Raw genomic sequence first — 18,184 nt, forward strand, 5'->3', positions numbered from 1 at the left:
CCGAATGATTTTATCCTGCAGCAATATATCCCTCTCGTTTCCCTCCGTGACCCTGTTTCAAGATCTCTCTTTTCATCTGGAGAGCCGTGACAAGGCCGCGCTGATCGGCGTAAACGGAGCGGGAAAATCCACGCTGCTGAAAATTATTACCGGAGAAATTGCTCCGGACGGCGGCACCGTTACCATCGGACACGATGTCTCCGTCGGCTACCTGGCACAGTACCAGGACGCGGAAGGAGACGAGACCATTTACGAGGCCGTCCGCAAGGCAAAGCAGCCGGTTTTTGACATGGAAGCCCGGCTGCGGCAGCTGGAATACGAAATGAAAAATACCTCCGGCGAAGAACAGGCTGAAAAAATGAACGAATACACCACGCTGACGCATACCTTTGAGCTGAACAACGGCTATGCCTGCGAGAGCGAGATCCACGGTGTCCTGAACGGCCTGGGGTTTCATGAGGAGGATTACGACAGAAAGCTGAGTTCTCTCTCCGGCGGACAAAAAACCCGCATTGTCCTCGGCCGTCTTCTGCTTACCCGCCCGGACCTTCTGATTCTGGACGAGCCGACCAACCATCTGGATATGGACTCCGTATCCTGGCTGGAAACCTTCCTGACCAATTACAGCGGTGCGGTGCTGGTCGTCTCCCACGACCGCTATTTTCTGAACCGTTTTGTCACCAGGGTGATGGAGATTGAAAACGGAAAGCTGCTGGATTATCCGGGAAATTATGTGGAGTTCAGCCGGAAAAAGGCAGAGCTCCGGCGCGCCATGTACCATGCCTGGGAAAAACAGCAGGCGGAAATCCGTCACCAGGAGGATGTGATTGCGCGGCTGAAGCAGTTTAACAGGGAAAAATCGATCCGCCGGGCAGAAAGCCGGGAAAAGGCGCTGGAAAAAACCGTGCGGCTGGAGAAACCCAGAGAACTGAATAACGACATGCATCTCCGGTTTACCCCTCAGACAGAGAGCGGAAAGGATGTGCTGACGATCCGGAATCTTTCCAAGGCCTTTCCGGGACAGCCGCTGTTTACCGGTCAGGATATTGAGATTAAGCGCGGAGAGCGGGTCGCCGTCATCGGGAAAAACGGAACGGGCAAAACAACCCTGCTCAAAATCATCAACCATCTGATTCCGGCAGACCAGGGAACCGTTACGCTGGGCGCAAAAGTAAAAATCGGATATTACGATCAGGAACAGCAGCTTCTGAATGATGAAAACACGGTATTTGGTGAAATTTCCGATGCCCGGCCGAAAATGACCAATACTGAGATCCGCAGTCTTCTGGCAGCCTTCCTTTTTACCGGTGACGATGTCTTTAAGAAAATCGGTGACTTAAGCGGTGGCGAAAGAGGCAGAGTTTCCCTCGCAAAGCTTATGCTATCTAACGCTAACTTTCTGATTCTGGACGAGCCGACCAACCATCTGGATATAGATTCCAGAGAGATCCTGGAGGATGCCCTTGTCAACTATACAGGGACGGTTCTGTTTGTCAGCCATGACCGCTACTTTATCAACCAGACGGCTACACGGATTCTGGAACTGACCGGGCAGCACTTTGTCAATTATATCGGCAACTATGATTATTATCTGGAGAAAAAAGAAGAACAGAGCCTGTCTGCGTCTGACACAGGAGCAGCAGCTTTCTCAGGACGCAGAACCGCATTCGGGGGAAGCAGTCATGCCGCGGCCGGCTCTTCTGCTGAACCGACTTCGGGAAAAAGTGATAGTTCCCCTGCACCGACCGGGGGAAGCGCCGGCTGGCAGGCGCAGAAAGAAGAAGCGGCCCGGAAAAGGAAACTGGAAAACAGCCTGAAAAAGACAGAGCAGAAAATCGCGGAGCTGGAGAACAGAAATAAAGAGATTGATGAAGAATTCCTGAAGCCGGAAACCGGCACGGATGTGGCGAAATGCAGCGCTCTGTCCAAAGAGCAGACAGAAAACAAAGAACGGCTGGAGCAGTTGTATGAGGAGTGGGAGACGCTGTCGGAACAGGTTGAATGAAGAAAGAAGTGAATATTCTTCCGGAAAACGCTTGCGCTCTGTCCTCGCGCAGCGGTACTAATCTCCCTGCGGCGCTTAAGCTTGCAGGGAGACAGGACCGGCGCTGCGGATGTTTCCTTCAGAATATTCACTTCTTTTCCGTACTTCTTCCGTAAACCGCCTGCGTTCTGTTCTCGCGCAGCGGTACTAATCTCCCTGCGGCGCTTAAGCTTGCAGGGAGACAGGACCGGCGCTGAATTTATAAGCTCTTCTCCAGCGTGCTGCGGATGGCCTTGATGAAGTCCTCGCTGTTCAGGGTGACCGGGTTCGGGAGGGTTGTGATTCTGGCAAGATCTCCTGTCATTTTTCCGGATTCTATCGTATCAATGGTGGCCTTTTCCAGCTTGTCCGCGAATTCGGAAAGCTCCGGAATCTGGTCCAGCTCTCCTCTCTTCCGGAGTGCCCCTGTCCAGGCAAAGATGGTCGCAACGGAATTGGTGGAGGTTTCTTCTCCCTTCAGGTATTTGTAGTAATGTCTCTGTACGGTTCCGTGTGCGGCTTCATACTCGTAATAGCCGTGGGGTGATACCAGAACGGATGTCATCATGGCCAGGGAGCCGAAGGCGGAGGAGATCATGTCGGACATTACGTCTCCGTCGTAGTTCTTGCAGGCCCAGATGAAGCCGCCCTCGGATTTCATGATGCGGGCAACCGCGTCATCGATAAGCGTGTAGAAATAAGTGATCCCGGCTTTCTCAAATTTTTCCTTATACTCTGTGTCGTACATTTCCTGGAAAATATCTTTGAACCTGTGATCATAGATTTTGGAAATGGTGTCTTTTGTGGAGAACCACAAATCCTTTTTCTCGGAGAGGGCGTATTCAAAACAGCTGCGCGCGTAGCTTGTGATGGAATCGTCCAGATTGTGCTGTCCCTGTACAACGCCGGGGCCGTTGAAGGTGTGTACCAGGACGGATTTTACGGCGCTTCCGTCTGCGGCGGTGTAGGTCATCTTTACCGTTCCTGCAGCCGGAATCCGCATCTCCACATTTTTGTAAAGATCCCCGTAGGCATGACGGGCAATGGTGATCGGTTTCTTCCAGTTCTTCACGCAGGGTTCTATCCCTTTTACCACGATTGGAGTGCGGAACACAGTGCCGTCCAGCATGGCGCGGATGGTTCCGTTCGGGCTTTTCCACATTTCTTTCAGGCCGTACTCCTCTACTCTGGCCGCATTCGGCGTGATGGTCGCGCATTTGACGGCGACCCCGTATTTTTTGGTCGCTTCGGCGGAGTCTCTGGTCACCTGGTCGTCAGTCTCATCGCGGTGCTTCAGCCCCAGGTCATAATACTCTGTCTTCAGGTCAATGAACGGGGTCAGAAGCTCCTTTTTGATAATCTCCCAGAGAATCCGGGTCATCTCATCTCCATCCATCTCTACCAGAGGCGTTTTCATCTGAATTTTAGTCATTTTGCTCTCTCCTTCGTTGCTCAGTATTCCTGAATCAGCTTCCCGATCAGCTCGTTTACCTTTGCGGGGTTGGCCTTTCCCTTCATTTCCTTCATCACCTGTCCGACAAGGAAGCCGATGACCTTTGTCTTACCTTCCTTATACTGCTGTACGACGTTCGGGTTGTTCTGCAGGGCTTTCCGTACCGCTTCCTCCAGCGCTCCGGCGTCGTTTACACTGGCCAGGCCGTTCTCCTTCACGTACTGAACCGGATCGATATCGTCCGTAAAAATCTTTTCAAATACGTCCTTGGCCACCTGGTTATTCACAGTTCCGTCTTCCGCCATCTGTATCAGATCCGCCAGATGTTTTGCGGAGAAGCGGATATCCTGCGGATCCATGCTTTTCTCTTTCACCAGGCGCAGGGTTTCCACCATCAGCCAGTTGGATACCTTTTTCGGATTTGCCCCCAGCGCTACTGTTTCCTCAAACAGATCCGCCAGGCGCTTGGATCCGGTCAGGATAGAGGCGTCGTATGCCGGCAGCCCATACGCATCGATATAGCGCTGCCGCTTCTGCGGCTGAAGCTCCGGAAGGGAATCCTTCACGCGCTGCAGCCATTCGTCGCTGATATGGACGGGAGGAAGATCCGGATCCGGAAAATACCGGTAATCCTGGGCATTTTCCTTGGAACGCATGGCATAGGAGGTCTCCTTGTCCTCGTTCCAGTGACGTGTCTCCTGCACCACTGGCTGTCCGGATTCCAGAAGGTCAATCTGTCTTGCCCGTTCGCCGTCTATCATATGGGAGATAGCCCGGAAAGAGCTCAGATTTTTAGTCTCTGTCCTGGTGCCCAGGGATTCGGAACCCTTTTCCCTGACGGAAAGGTTGACATCCGCCCGCATGGAGCCTTCCTGCAGCTTGCAGTCCGAGGCGCCGATGTACTGCGCAATCATCCGGAGCTGTTCCAGATAGGCAATGACCTCGTCCGCGTCTCTCATGTCCGGTTCGGACACAATTTCGATCAGCGGGACACCGCTCCGGTTAAAATCCACATAGGAGGTATCGGACCACGTGTCGTGTACCAGTTTTCCGGCATCTTCTTCCATATGAATTTCGTGAATTCGGATTTTCTTTTTTTCCCCGTCTTTTTTCTCAATCTCAATCCAGCCGTTCCGGCAGATCGGCTCGTACAGCTGGCTGATCTGATAATTCTGGGGATTGTCCGGGTAAAAATAATTTTTCCGGTCAAATTTACAGTTCCGGTTGATCTCGCAGTTCGCGGCGAGACCTACCGCCATGGCGTACTCTACCACCTGCTTGTTCAGCACGGGCAGGGAGCCGGGCATACCGGAGCATACCGGACAGGAATGGGTATTGGGCGCGCCCCCGAAAGCTGTGGAGCATCCGCAGAATATTTTTGTCTTTGTGGCAAGCTCCACATGGACCTCCAGTCCGATGACAGTTTCGTATTCCTTACTCATGCCATCTGCTCCTTTCCGTTTTCTTTCTGCAGACACTCGCAGGTATAAGCGGCCTGCAGGAGCTTCGCCTCTTCGCAGCGGTTTCCGATCAGCTGCATTCCCACCGGAAGCCCATTCCTGTCTTTGCCGACAGGAATGGTGATTCCGGGAAGTCCGCAGAGATTGACGGAAACCGTATAAATATCACTCAGGTACATTTTCAGCGGATCCTCCAGCGAAGATCCCATCCGGGGAGCCGTATCCGGAGCCGCAGGCGCCAGGATCATATCGTATTCCGAGAACACCCGGTCAAACGCCTCTTTGATCAGCGCCTTTACCCGGAGAGCCTTCAGGTAATACGCGTCGTAATATCCGGAGCTTAGGACAAAGCTGCCCAGCATGATCCGGCGCTTGACCTCCGGCCCGAAGCCCTCGGAGCGGCTCTTCTTGTACATATCATCCAGATCTTCATAGTCTGCCGCGCGGTAGCCGTACTTTACACCGTCAAAGCGTTCCAGGTTGGAGCTTGCCTCGGCGCAGGCTATCACATAGTAGGTCGGAATCGCGTAATCAATCAGCCCCAGATGGCACTCCTCCACCTGCGCCCCCGCATTTTTCAGCAGTTCCGCGGCTTCCAGAATCCGGTCCTTCACATCCTTTGCCAGCCCGTCCCCGAAATATTCCTTCGGAATGCCGATTTTCATGCCCTTGACATCTTTTTTCAGGGCATCGGAAAAACCATAGCGGTCTCTCTTCATGGATGTGGAATCCTTTTCATCGTAAGCGGCAATGACGTCCAGCAGGGCGGCGCAGTCTGCGACATTTCCGGCGACCGGCCCGATCTGATCCAGAGAGGAACCGTAGGCAATCAGCCCGTAACGGGAAACCGTGCCGTAGGTCGGCTTCATCCCGGTCACTCCGCAGAAGGAGCTTGGCTGGCGGATGGACCCGCCTGTGTCCGAACCCAGAGCCAGCGGCACCATGCCGGAAGCAACCGCGGCGCAGGAGCCTCCCGAAGATCCCCCCGGCACATGTCCGGGAGCGGCAGGGTTCTGTGTGGGGCCGAAGGCACTGGTCTCTGTTGTGCTTCCCATGGCAAATTCATCCATGTTGGTCTTTCCGATAATCACCATTCCTGCTTTTTCCAGACGATCCGCAGCCTCCGCCTGATACGTCGGGACAAAATTTTCCAGTATTCTGGAGGCACAGGTTGTTCTCAGCCCTTTTGTGCAGATGTTGTCCTTTACGGCAATGGGAACACCAGCCAGAGGACCTGTCAGTTCACCGGCATCTATTTTTTTCTGTATTTCTTCGGCTTTTCTCAGGGCTCCTTCCTCATCCACGGTCAGAAAGGCGTGGATCTCCCCGTCCTTCTCCCGGATTTCCGCCAGAGCCTGTTTTACGGCATCTGCGACCCTGATCTCGCCCCTGCGGATAGCAGCGCTTAATTCTGTTGCAGTCATTCCTGTTTTCCTCATCTCTGCAGCCTACTCAATGGTGATAGGCACAACGTACTGTCCGTCTTTTTCCTCCGGCGCGTTGCGGAGCATATTCTCCCTGTCGTCCCCGTTGGTCACGGTATCTTCCCGGAATACGTTATTCAGGGGGAACAGATGCGACATGGGCTCCACGCCCGAGGTATCCAGATCGTTCAGCTTGTCAATATAATCCAGCATCTGCTGCATGTCTTTTCTGGCCTGTATCTTTTCCTCCGGGGAGGGCTTCAGCTTGGCCAGGATACTGACATAGTCGATGGTCTCGTCTGTTATTTTTTCTGCCATTTCGGACCTCGTTTCTATTTTTTCTACCGCTCGATACCGCCTGCTTATGCCTCGGTAATCCGCTTAATCGCCTCTCGGGTATTTTCATGGGTTCCGAATGCCGTCAGGCGGAAGAACCCTTCTCCGTGGGGACCGAAGCCGGAACCGGGCGTCCCGACGATATGTTTGCTGTCCAGCAGGTGGTCAAAGAAATCCCAGGAGCTCATACCGTCCGGAGTTTTCAGCCAGATGTAGGGAGCGTTGACGCCGCCGTAAACCGTATATCCGGCATCCTTCAATCCTTCATAGATCATCCTGGCGTTTTCCATGTAGTAGCCCACCAGCTGGCGGATCTCCTTCTGTCCTTCCGGCGTATAAACCGCGGCTCCCGCTTTCTGGATAATATAAGGAGCGCCGTTGTACTTGGTTCCGTGCCTTCTGGCCCAGAGCCCGTGGAGGGCGACGCCGTCAGCCTTCAGATCTTTCGGCACAACAGTAAATCCCAGACGGACGCCGGTAAATCCCGCGTTCTTGGAAAAGCTGCGGATCTCGATCGCGCAGGTTCTTGCCCCCTCGCACTCATAGATGGAATGCGGGACATCCGGTTCGGAAATATAAGCCTCATAGGCCGCATCATAGAGAATGACCGCGTGAATCCGGTTGGCGTAATCCACCCACTCCTGCAGCCGTTCCTTTGTTATCGTCATTCCCGTCGGGTTGTTTGGGAAGCACAGGTAAATCAGATCCGGATTTTCCTTCGGAAATTCCGGCATAAAATGATTGGCCTCGGTACAGGGCATGTAAATAAAGTCGGAATATCTCTGCTCCGACTCGATCCACTCCCCGGATCTTCCGGCCATGACATTGGAATCCACATAAACCGGATAAACCGGGTCACAGACGGCCACTTTCGCGTCCGGACTGAAAATCTCCTGGATGTTCGCAGAATCACTCTTGGCGCCGTCCGATATAAAAATCTCATCATCGGAAATCTCGCAGCCTCTAGCGCGGTAATCCTGTTCGGCAATCGCACTCCGCAGGAATTCATATCCCAGATCCGGCGCATAGCCGTGGAAGGTTTTTGCGTCCGCCATATCGTCTACCGCACTGTGGAGCGCGGAAATAACCGCCGGAGAGAGCGGCTGCGTCACATCGCCGATTCCCAGCCGGATAATGCCGGCGTCCGGGTGAGCCTCCGTGTAGGCGGCAACCTTTTTGGCAATCGTCGAAAAAAGATAATTTCCCTGTAATCTTCCGTAATTTGCGTTAGCCTTTACCATTTTGCAACTCCTGTCCTGCATTCAAATATGCAACCAATGAAATCCCTGCCTCTGCCGGAAAATACTTACTTCTGTTCTGCTTTTTCGCTGTAGTCCAGCGCCGCCTTTACAAATCCGCGGAAAAGCGGATGCGGGCGGTTCGGGCGGCTCTTGAATTCCGGATGCGCCTGTGTCGCCACAAAGAAGGGATGCACCTCTCTGGGAAGCTCCACCATCTCTACAATATTTCCGTCCGGGGAAAGGCCGGAAAGAACCAGGCCGGCCTTCACCAGCTCATCCCTGTAGTCATTGTTGACCTCATAGCGGTGGCGGTGTCTCTCGGAGATATCACCGGTTCCGTAGAGATCTCTGGCAATAGTTCCTTCCTTCAGATGGCACGGGTAGGCGCCAAGCCTTAACGTTCCGCCGATATCCGTGATCCCGTTCTGGTCCGGCATCAGCGCGATCACCGGATGCATGGTGTTCGGATCCAGCTCGATGCTGTGTGCGTCATTGTAGCCGACCACATTTCTGGCGTATTCCACAATGGCCAGCTGCATGCCGAGGCAGAGACCGAGATAGGGAATCTTATGTGTTCTTGCGTAGTTAACCGCCAGGATCTTACCGTCTATCCCACGGCTGCCGAACCCTCCCGGAACCAGGATGCCGTCCTCATCCTTCAACATTTCGTCAACATTGTCTTTGTTCAGCTCCTCCGAATCAATCCAGTCGATGACGACCTCTGTCTGATTCGCGATTCCGCCGTGCTTCAGAGCCTCCACCACGCTCAGATAGGCGTCGTGGAGGGAGATGTATTTTCCAACCAGGGCAATCCGTACACTGCGCTTCAGGTTGCGCAGCGTGTTTACCATATCGATCCAGTCTGACAGATCCGGATCCGGGCAGGGCAGCTGCAGGGTTTTCAGGACAACCTGGGCAAGCTTTTCCTTCTCCATCGCCAGCGGAGCCTCGTACAGATAATCCACATCCAGATTCTGAAGGACATTGCCGTTCGGCACATTGCAGAACAGGGCGATCTTATCCTTCAGGTTCTGGTCCAGCGGCATCTCGGAGCGGCACACAATAATGTCCGGCTGAATTCCCATTCCCTGCAGCTGCTTGACGCTCTGCTGGGTCGGCTTGGTTTTCAGCTCTCCGGAAGCCTTCAGATACGGAATCAGGGTGACATGGATCAGCGCGCAGTTGCCCGGTCCCTTGTCATGCATAAACTGCCGGATAGCCTCCAAGAACGGCTGGCTCTCAATATCGCCGACCGTACCGCCGATCTCGATGATGGCAATGCTGTCTTCGTCGACATTTTTGGCGCGGTAAAACCTGCTTTTAATCTCATTTGTGATATGCGGGATAACCTGGACCGTTCCGCCGCCATAATCCCCGTGGCGCTCCTTCTGCAGAACCGACCAGTACACCTTCCCTGTGGTCACATTGGAATTCTTGTCCAGGCTCTCATCAATAAACCTCTCATAGTGTCCCAGATCCAGGTCTGTCTCGGTTCCGTCATCCGTGACATAGACCTCTCCGTGCTGAATCGGATTCATGGTTCCCGGATCAATGTTGATGTAGGGATCAAACTTCTGCATGGTTACCTTGTAGCCTCTGGCCTTGAGCAGACGGCCCAGAGAAGCCGCGGTAATACCCTTTCCGAGCCCGGAGACCACTCCGCCTGTGACAAACACGTATTTTACTGACATATCCTTTCCTCCAGTCGTACTGTTTTGCTGTATGGGCGATGCAAAAACTGCGCTGCAGCGTAGCACCGCGAGGGGCTTTTACAAATTGTGGTGCGGGCAATACCCGCTGTGTCGTTTTTCTTTCTGGATTTATTTCTTTTTTCAGCTCTGTTCCAGCAGATCACGGATTTCTTCTGTCGGTGTTTCCATGGGATACCGGCTGGTAAAGCACCCGGTGCAGATCGGCAGATTCCCAACCATGGACTGAAGCTCCTCCACCGGCATGTAGCCGAGGGAATCCGCACCGATCATCTCGCGTATTTCTTCTGTGGAATGGGCAGAGGCAATCAGCTGCTTGTTGGAAGGCACATCCGTCCCGAAAAAGCAGGGATAGAGAAACGGCGGCGAACTGATCCGCACATGAACCTCCAACGCCCCGCAGCCCTTCAGCATCCGGATCAGGTTGGCAATGGTCGTGCCGCGCACAATGGAATCGTCCACCAGAACAATCCGCTTCCCCTTCACAACAGAGCCGATGACACTCAGCTTGATTTTTACACTGGATTCCCTTTCCTTCTGCGTCGGCTTGATAAAGGTTCTTCCCACATAACTGTTTTTATGGAAAGCCATCCCGAAGGGAATGCCGGATTCCTCGGAGTATCCCTTTGCGGCCGCCAGCCCGGAATCCGGAACGCCGACAACAAGATCCGCTTCTACCGGAAAATTCCTGGCAAGCGCCCTGCCGCCGCGGATTCTGGCGTCATAAACGGGAATCCCGTCTATGCTGCTGTCCAGTCTGGCAAAATAGATATATTCAAAAATACAGTGCGCAGGGCAGGGAGCCTTTGGCAGAAAATCCGAATGGATCTGCCCGTCCCCGCTGATTGTCAGAATCTCTCCGGGCTCCAGATCCCGGATAAACTCCGCGTTTACGGACTGCAGCGCACAGCTCTCGGAAGCCAGGATATAGGCATTGTCCCTCTTTCCCAGGCAGATCGGCTTCAGCCCGTAGGGGTCTCTCACGCCGATCAGCTTTCTGGGGCTCATAAGGACCAGCGCATAAGCGCCCTTGACGGAAAGAAGAGCCTTCCGCACGGCCGTCTCAATATCCGGCGCCTTTACCCGCTCTCTGGCAATACAGTAGGCAATGACCTCCGAATCAATCGATGTATGAAAAATCGCGCCGGTATTCTCCATTTCCTCACGGAGCTCAAGCGCGTTTATCAGATTCCCGTTATGAGCAAGAGCCAGTGATCCCTTGATATAGTTCAGGACCAGCGGCTGCGCGTTGTTTACGTTGGTAGAACCGGATGTCGCGTAGCGCACATGGCCGATTCCGATATTCCCCTTCAGCGGCTCAATCGTTGCCGGGCGGAAAACGTCCCTGAGAAGTCCCAGATCCTTGCGGGAATTCACCCTTCCCTTGGGGCCCTCGGTATCTGAAACCGCAATTCCGCAGGATTCCTGCCCCCTGTGCTGAAGAGCCTCCAGGCCGAAATAGATCGTCTCCGCCACAGAATTGCCGTCCAGATCATAAATCCCGAAAACGCCGCACTCTTCTCCGACACCAGTTACACGTTCGCTCATAGACTTTTCCTCAGAACTCCTCTTCCTGCTCTTCCTCGTGTACCTTTACCATTGCAACGCCAAGCTTCAGCGCCTCCCGAACGGCCTGCCGGCGGACTTCATTTCTGTCTCCGGAAAAAAGGAATTTTCTGGTGACTGCCGCACCGTGGATGGCGCACGCAATATAGACCAGGCCGGCCGGGAATTCCTCTGTTCCCCCGGGACCGGCAATGCCTGTGGAAGAAAGCGCCACGTCAGCTTTCGCTTTTTCCGCGCCCCCAAGCGCCATTTCCTCTGCGGTCTGGCTGCTGACCGCCGTGTATTTCTTTAACGTCCGCAGGCTGACTCCCACAAGGCTGTGTTTCGCTTCGTCGCAGTATGTGACAAAAGCCTCCCGCAGCACATCCGAGGCACCCGGAACATCTACAATCCGGGCGGAAATGGCACCGCCTGTGCAGGACTCCACGGTAGTGACCGTCCATTTTCTTTCTCTCAGCAGTTCAATCAGCTGTTCTTCTTCTCTCATCTTACTTCTTGCTTGAAAGAACCCCTCGGTTCTTTGCGATATAATCCGCCAGCGACACTACCGTAAGCACCGTGGCCGCGGCGATCAGGATAACCTCTAACAGATGCAGGGCGGGAATATCCAGCAGTATGACAATAATCATTGCCATCTGCGTGACCGTCTTTGCCTTTCCCCACATGCTTGCGGCGATGACAATACCGTTATCGGCAGCGATCAGGCGGAAGCCGCTGATAATAAATTCCCTGGAAATAATGATGATGACGACCCATGCCGGAAGCTCCCCGGTACGGACAAGGCAGATCATGGCGGCGCAGACCAGAAGCTTATCCGCCAGCGGATCCATAAATTTTCCGAAATCCGTGATCAGGTGGTCTCTGCGGGCAATATAGCCGTCGGCAGTATCGGTCAGACTTGCCGCGATGAAAATAATCAGGGCAATGTAACGCGCCGCGGGAAACGGCAGATACATGAACAGTACAAAAAACGGGATCATGATCATCCGCAGGCAGGTCAATTTATTTGGAAGATTCATAGCACTTCTCCTGTATATTCTCCGATCAGGTCATACTCCATGGCACCGGTTGCCCTGGCAGAGACAAAATCTCCGGTGTGGAGAGGTTCCTCACTGTGTACGAAAAAATAGCCGTCCACGTTCGGCGCGTCCGCATAGGTGCGTCCCACAAAGGTGTGATCCTCCGGGATCTCCCCTTCGATCTGCACTTCCAGGGTCTTTCCCTGAAAGGACTCGCCGCGTTCCTTCGAGATCTCCTGCTGCATGGTAAGAAGCTCATCCCTGCGGCTCTGCATCGTCCCGCTGTCAACCTGCCCGTCCATCTCCGCAGCCGGCGTCCCTTCCTCTCTGGAGTAGGTAAACACTCCCAGACGGTCAAACCGCATGCGGCTGACAAAATCCATCAGCTCAATATGGTCGGCAGGAGTTTCTCCGGGAAATCCGGTAATCAGTGTTGTCCGAAGGGCAATATCCGGTATTTCCTGCCGAAGATTGCCGATAATTCTCTCCAGGTCGCCTCTGGATGTCTTTCTTCCCATCCGTTTCAGAATCCGGTCACTGGCATGCTGAATCGGAAGATCCAGATAATGGCAGATCTTCGGTTTTTCTTTAATCGTCTGGACCAATTCCGGATAAATTTCCTCCGGATAGCAGTATAAAATACGAATCCAGCGGATACCGGGAATACCGCAGAGCTTTTTCAGAAGAACGTGCAGGGACTTCTGCCCGTACAGGTCTTTCCCGTAGCAGGTTGTCTCCTGCGCAACCAGAATCAGTTCCCGGACGCCGTCTTCGGCAAGCGCGCGAGCCTCCACCAGAAGATCCTCCATCGGCACGCTCCGGTAGGCGCCGCGCAGCGACGGTATGACGCAGTAGGTACAATGCTTGTCGCAGCCCTCGGCAATCTTCAGGTACTCGTAGCATCCGCCGGTTGTCATAATTCTTTTATGTTCACCTTCCGGCATCCGGTTCAGGTCATCAAAAAGAGCTGCCTTCTCTCCGGAACACGCGGAACGTATCGCCTCTTCGATTTTATCATAGCTGCTGGTCCCGACAATGGCGTCCACCTCCGGAATTTCCTTCAGGACTTCTTTCTTATAGCGCTCTGCCATACAGCCGGTGACAATCAGCGCCTTGCAGACGCCCTCCTGCTTCATGCGGGCCAGATCCAGAATGGTCTGAATGCTTTCTTCTTTCGCGGAATCTATAAAACAGCAGGTATTGATGATGATAACATCTGCCTCCGTCTCATCGTCCGTCATGGAAAAGCCCCTGCCGGCCAGTTTTCCCAGCATATGTTCCGAATCCACCAGGTTTTTGTCGCATCCGAGCGACACAAATAAAATCTTCATCACTCCAGATCTTCGTGAGAATCTTCCTCTTCTGTCTCACGGGGAAGAATATGCACTTTACCTTCATACAGCTCTTCCACGGCGATAGAAAGAGGCTTTCTCTCCTTGCCGCTCCTGTCAAACTGATTGACATAGGGCTCCGCTCCGGCAATCAGCTGACGCGCGCGTTTGGCGGTGGCCAGCACAATGGAATAACGGCTGGTAACAAGAGGCGCTTCCTCTCTGTCTCCGTTGTCTCCGTTAATTCTGTCAATCATTTCCACATAGGACGGATGAATCATTTCTTTTCTCCTCTCTTACCGGAAAACTGCAGTTTTCCGACTTCTGTAAGCCATGCCGGCTTCGCCGGCGCTGCTGTTAATATAAGACTTCCAGGAAGAATTTGCAGTAAAAAATTTTGCGGAATATAACTTTGCAGGCCTTACTTCCGCGCAGCTTCCAGTTCCTCCAGCTCCCGGCTGAATTCCCCGACAAATGCCTCCTGTCTGGAGACAAGCATATGCTGCGACTGAATCAGGTTGTGAAGGCGGTCCGTTGTTTCCTCCAGATCATCATTGACAAGAAGATAATCGTAGTGCGGGATTGCCTTTGCCTCTTCCTGCGCACGTTTCATCCGGGAGCGGATAACCTCTCCGGATTCCGTACCACGTCCGACCAGACGGCGCTCCAGTTCCTGTGCACTCGGCGGTGTCACAAAAACAAGCAGCGTGTCCGGACGTTTCTTCTTTACCTTCAGTGCCCCCTGGATTTCAATTTCCAGAATGACATCTCTGCCGCTTTCCAGCTGTTCATCAACGTAAGCCGCGGGCGTTCCGTAGGAATGCTCCACATAGCAGGCATATTCCAGAAAAGCATCCTCCTCAATCATTTTCTTGAATTCATCTTCTGTTTTATAGAAGTAATCCACTCCTTCTCTTTCGCCCGGACGGGGTTTTCTGGTCGTTGCAGACACAGAAAGAGCATAGTTGTCATACTTCTCCAGAAGCCGCTTCATTATTGTTCCCTTGCCGGAACCGGAAAATCCGGAAAGGATGATCAGCAATCCCTGTTTCATGCGCCGTCTCCTGTAATTTAATATCCGGGCAGCTCTGCTGCCTTCTTTTATGCACCTGCATGCCTCTCTGCCGCAGGTACAGTTAAAAGCTGTACGAGTCCGGCAATCAATTCCTCCGCCACCTGCATGCAGGCATGACCGGTTGATGGCCTTGTGTCACTGACACCATCGTACAATAGTAAAAGATTATACACGCTGGCAGAAAGCGAGTCAAATAAAAGTCCTGCCTGATACTTGCTGCCTGCCCTTGTTTGGCATGCCGCGCGGCGGACAAAAACTATTCTGCCTCCTCCGCCGCGTCACAGGGCGCACACGGCTGATTGAACCGATGGGTCAGCGTCTCCGGCTGCAGGGCGGAAAGAACAATCCAGCCGTCGCATAACACAAGGACAGATTTGGTTTTTCTGCCCTGCGTCGCGTCTATGACGGTTCCGCTCTGTCTGGCCTGTGTAACCAGCCGTTTAACCGGAGCTGCCACAGGACTTACCACAGCAAAAATTTTATCCGTGTTCACGGAATTTCCGAATCCTATATTCAACAGCATGACATTCACCTGTCCTACTCTATATTCTGGATCTGTTCTCTGATTTTTTCTATCTCGGTTTTCAGCTCTACGGCAAGCTCTGTGGTATCTTTATCGTTGGATTTGGAAAGAATGGTATTGGCTTCCCGGTTCATTTCCTGCGCCAGAAAATCCAGTTTCCGTCCGACCCCGCCTCCACGCTTCAGTTCGGTTCGCATATTGTTAATGTGGCTCTGCAGACGGACCGTTTCTTCATCGGTGCAGATTTTATCCGCAAACAGAACAACCTCCGCGGCGATCCGGCTCTCATCCACCTGAGCGTCTTCCAGAAGTTCCCTGGTTTTTTCCCGGAGCCTTGCTTTATAATCCTCCAGAATACCGGGAGCACGCCGGATCAGACGGTTCAGATTTTCTTCCATATGATCCAGTTTTCCCAGAAGATCCTGCTGCAAGTGCATTCCTTCCGTATTTCTGGACTGCCGAAATTTTTCCAGTGCGTCCCTGAGCGTTTTTTCCAGCTCTTCCCACAGTTCCGTATCATCCGAGGGTTCTTCTTCCATCGTAAGAACCTCCGGACAGGCCATCAGTTTGGAAACAGTCAGATCATTGGGGAGAAGGAACTTTTTTTCTATTTCAGCGGCATACTCTGCATAGCGAGACGCAAGCTCCTCGTTATACTTCAGATGAAGATTGGAGCAGGTATAATCCTCAAAGGAAACAGAAATATCTATTTTTCCCCTGCAGGCGTATTCTTTTACTATGTTGCGGATATTGTTCTCAAAAGAAGAAAGCCGCCTTGGACAGCGGATAGAAGGCTCAAGATATCTGTGATTAACGGACTTCACCTCAACGGTAAATTTATGCTGCTCATTCTGCAGCTCCGAACGACCGAAACCTGTCATACTGTATATCATAAAATCATTATCTCCTGTGTTTTCACATTCAGAGATATTATAAGACAAATGCGGGAGAAGCGTCAACGGTAATCCTGGATACAAAAATACCGATAGCAGATAGATGTTTTTATTCTCCTGCTTACAGCCCGCCATTTTTATAAGAAAATTTTCTTCTCGGTAAGGATGGTTAGAACATTGCTGCAAACCGTGTTATAGTAGTTCTATTCTTACAATTTAATAGGAAAGAGGAATAAAGAATGGCTTTTGATGGTTTTACGGTCGCCTGTCTGCGGAAGGAATTCTCAGATGCGCTTTCGGGCGGGTATCTATCTAAAATTATTCAGCCGGAGCCGGACGCGCTTCTGCTTACAGTAAAAAATAACGGAAAACAATACCGGCTGCTTCTTTCTGCCAGCGCCGCCCTCCCGCTTGCCTACCTGACAAAAAAGAATCAGACTGCACCTTTGACAGCGCCGAATTTCTGCATGCTGCTGCGCAAATACATCGGGGGCGGAAAAATTCTCTCAGTGGAACAGCCCGGTCTGGAGCGGGTGCTTAATTTTCGCGTGGAGCACCGCGACGAGCTTGGGGACATGAAGCAGTACCGCCTGATTCTGGAGCTAATGGGGAAATACAGCAACCTGATTCTCACCGACGATGCCGACACCATTCTGGATTCTGCCCGGCATGTCAGCTTCCGCACAAGTTCGGTACGGGAAGTCTTGCCGGGAAGAAATTACTTTATCCCGGAAACCCAGAACAAATGCGACCCCCTCTCCATCCCAGAGGAAGATTTTGCCTCCGCGGTTTTTGAAAAGCCCCTGCCTCTGGCAAAGGCCATCGCCGGCGCTTTTACCGGCTTTTCCTATGTTATGGCAGAAGAGGTTTGCGTCCGGGCATCACTGGACGGAGGTTTCTCTGCGGAAGCCCTGGATGCCCCGGCCAAGACACATCTGTACCATACTTTTGCGCGGCTCATGGAGGATGTGCGGGAAGGAAATTTTGAACCAGCTGTTTACTATGACAAAAACGACAGTCCCGTTGAATTTTCCGCTTTCCGGATGCTTCAGTTCAAGGATATGAGGGAGGTTTCCTGTCCTTCTATGTCCGCTCTTCTGCAGTCTTATTATGAAGAAAGAGACCGCGTGAACAGAATCCGCCAGAAATCCACAGACCTGCGAAAAGTTGTGAACACCGTCCTGGAGAGGAATGTCCGCACGCTGAATCTTCAGGAAAAGCAGAGGAAGGACACCGAGAAACGGGATAAATACAGAATCTACGGCGAACTGCTGAATACCTATGGCTATACGCTTGCGGAGGGCGCGGATGTCCTGGAGGCGGAGGACTACAACACCGGAAAAATGGTGCGAATCCCCTTGGACCCGACAAAAAGCGCACGCGAGAACGCGCAGCATTATTTTGACCGATACGGGAAGCTGAAGCGCACGGCAGAAGCTCTGGGCAGCAGGATGAAGGAAACACAGGAAACAATTCTTCACCTGGAAAGTATTCTTACCTCACTGGATCTTGCGCGAACAGAAAGTGATCTCGGACAGATCCGCCAGGAACTGGAGGATTCCGGCTACATACGCCGTCATGCACAAGGAAAAAAGAAGGGAAACAGGCCTGTTTCCTCTCCTCTCCACTACATCTCTTCCGACGGATTTGATATGTATGTTGGAAAAAACAATTATCAGAATGAAGAAGTTTCCTTCCATATTGCCTCCGGCGGGGACTGGTGGTTCCACGCCAACGATATGCCGGGCTCCCACGTTATTGTAAAAACCATGGGGAAAGAACTTCCGGACCGTACCTTTGAGGAGGCTGGCAGACTTGCCGCTTACTATTCCAAAGGAAAAAACGCGCCCAAGGTAGAAATTGACTATACCCTTCGCAAAAACCTGAAAAAGCCGACCGGAGGAAAGCCCGGATTTGTCGTGTATTACACCAACTACTCCATGATGAGCAGACCGGATATTTCCGGAATCCGGGAGGCGGATCAATAGCCTCCGATTCTGCATGAAACAGGTATCGGATATTTAATCACATGTAAACCACATGTAAAAGTAACAAATATTTCATCATATTTTTATTTATTTTTATTGCTGATCTGGTATGATTAGGTTTACATACTGCCAGTGTACAATCG

The 18,184-nt window shown here is 52.5% G+C and carries 16 protein-coding genes; 2 read left to right on the plus strand and 14 right to left on the minus strand.

Annotated features, from left to right (window positions below; translation table 11 throughout):
• Positions 1 to 4 precede the first annotated feature (4 nt).
• A complete protein-coding gene (locus FYJ60_RS00765; RefSeq protein WP_154456683.1) occupies positions 5 to 2,005 on the plus strand; it encodes an ABC-F family ATP-binding cassette domain-containing protein in 2,001 nt (666 codons plus the stop codon).
• A 238-nt stretch (positions 2,006 to 2,243) separates the two neighbouring features.
• On the opposite strand, the gene FYJ60_RS00770 is transcribed toward FYJ60_RS00765, so the two are convergent.
• The 14 genes from FYJ60_RS00770 to FYJ60_RS00835 form a co-directional block, all read right to left on the minus strand.
• A complete protein-coding gene (locus FYJ60_RS00770; RefSeq protein WP_154456684.1) occupies positions 2,244 to 3,455 on the minus strand; it encodes an NADP-dependent isocitrate dehydrogenase in 1,212 nt (403 codons plus the stop codon).
• Positions 3,456 to 3,475: 20 nt separating this feature from the next.
• Entirely contained in the window at positions 3,476 to 4,918 is a 1,443-nt protein-coding gene (gene gatB / locus FYJ60_RS00775) for an Asp-tRNA(Asn)/Glu-tRNA(Gln) amidotransferase subunit GatB (RefSeq protein ID WP_154456685.1), read from the minus strand.
• Positions 4,915 to 6,360 carry an Asp-tRNA(Asn)/Glu-tRNA(Gln) amidotransferase subunit GatA gene (gene gatA, locus FYJ60_RS00780; RefSeq protein ID WP_235903275.1) on the minus strand — a complete coding sequence of 482 codons (1,446 nt, stop codon included), beginning with the start codon at positions 6,358 to 6,360 and terminating at the stop codon, positions 4,915 to 4,917. Before gatA ends, gatB begins: the two co-directional genes overlap by 4 nt.
• Before the next feature lie 24 nt (positions 6,361 to 6,384).
• Entirely contained in the window at positions 6,385 to 6,678 is a 294-nt protein-coding gene (gene gatC / locus FYJ60_RS00785; RefSeq protein ID WP_154456687.1) for an Asp-tRNA(Asn)/Glu-tRNA(Gln) amidotransferase subunit GatC, read from the minus strand.
• A gap of 44 nt (positions 6,679 to 6,722) precedes the next feature.
• The gene (locus FYJ60_RS00790; protein WP_154456688.1) at positions 6,723 to 7,937 is read right to left on the minus strand and encodes an LL-diaminopimelate aminotransferase; all 1,215 of its coding nucleotides are present in this window, start codon (positions 7,935 to 7,937) and stop codon (positions 6,723 to 6,725) included.
• Between the two features lie 65 nt (positions 7,938 to 8,002).
• Positions 8,003 to 9,628, minus strand: coding sequence for a CTP synthase (locus tag FYJ60_RS00795; RefSeq protein WP_154456689.1), 1,626 nt, complete (start codon positions 9,626 to 9,628; stop codon positions 8,003 to 8,005).
• A 141-nt stretch (positions 9,629 to 9,769) separates the two neighbouring features.
• Complete coding sequence (purF, locus tag FYJ60_RS00800) at positions 9,770 to 11,194, minus strand: amidophosphoribosyltransferase (protein ID WP_154456690.1); 1,425 nt, start codon at positions 11,192 to 11,194, stop codon at positions 9,770 to 9,772.
• 10 nt (positions 11,195 to 11,204) lie between these two features.
• Positions 11,205 to 11,699, minus strand: coding sequence for a CinA family protein (locus FYJ60_RS00805; protein ID WP_154456691.1), 495 nt, complete (start codon positions 11,697 to 11,699; stop codon positions 11,205 to 11,207).
• Between the two features lies 1 nt (position 11,700).
• Positions 11,701 to 12,231, minus strand: coding sequence for a CDP-diacylglycerol--glycerol-3-phosphate 3-phosphatidyltransferase (gene pgsA, locus FYJ60_RS00810; RefSeq protein WP_154456692.1), 531 nt, complete (start codon positions 12,229 to 12,231; stop codon positions 11,701 to 11,703).
• Positions 12,228 to 13,562, minus strand: a complete 1,335-nt coding sequence (gene rimO / locus FYJ60_RS00815; protein ID WP_154456693.1) for a 30S ribosomal protein S12 methylthiotransferase RimO — start codon at positions 13,560 to 13,562, stop codon at positions 12,228 to 12,230. Before rimO ends, pgsA begins: the two co-directional genes overlap by 4 nt.
• Entirely contained in the window at positions 13,562 to 13,843 is a 282-nt protein-coding gene (gene rpoZ / locus FYJ60_RS00820; protein WP_154456694.1) for a DNA-directed RNA polymerase subunit omega, read from the minus strand. The genes rimO and rpoZ overlap by 1 nt, the downstream gene beginning before the upstream one ends.
• A gap of 140 nt (positions 13,844 to 13,983) precedes the next feature.
• A complete protein-coding gene (gmk, locus tag FYJ60_RS00825) occupies positions 13,984 to 14,616 on the minus strand; it encodes a guanylate kinase (RefSeq protein WP_154456695.1) in 633 nt (210 codons plus the stop codon).
• A gap of 277 nt (positions 14,617 to 14,893) precedes the next feature.
• Positions 14,894 to 15,160, minus strand: a complete 267-nt coding sequence (locus tag FYJ60_RS00830; RefSeq protein ID WP_154456696.1) for a DUF370 domain-containing protein — start codon at positions 15,158 to 15,160, stop codon at positions 14,894 to 14,896.
• A 14-nt stretch (positions 15,161 to 15,174) separates the two neighbouring features.
• Positions 15,175 to 16,053, minus strand: coding sequence for a YicC/YloC family endoribonuclease (locus FYJ60_RS00835; RefSeq protein WP_154456697.1), 879 nt, complete (start codon positions 16,051 to 16,053; stop codon positions 15,175 to 15,177).
• A 239-nt stretch (positions 16,054 to 16,292) separates the two neighbouring features.
• Between FYJ60_RS00835 and FYJ60_RS00840 the strand changes: the two genes are divergently transcribed.
• Positions 16,293 to 18,041 carry an Rqc2 family fibronectin-binding protein gene (locus FYJ60_RS00840; protein WP_154456698.1) on the plus strand — a complete coding sequence of 583 codons (1,749 nt, stop codon included), beginning with the start codon at positions 16,293 to 16,295 and terminating at the stop codon, positions 18,039 to 18,041.
• Positions 18,042 to 18,184: the final 143 nt, after the last annotated feature.

It is taken from the genome of Bilifractor porci (assembly GCF_009696005.1).
Lineage (GTDB): Bacteria > Bacillota > Clostridia > Lachnospirales > Lachnospiraceae > Bilifractor > Bilifractor porci.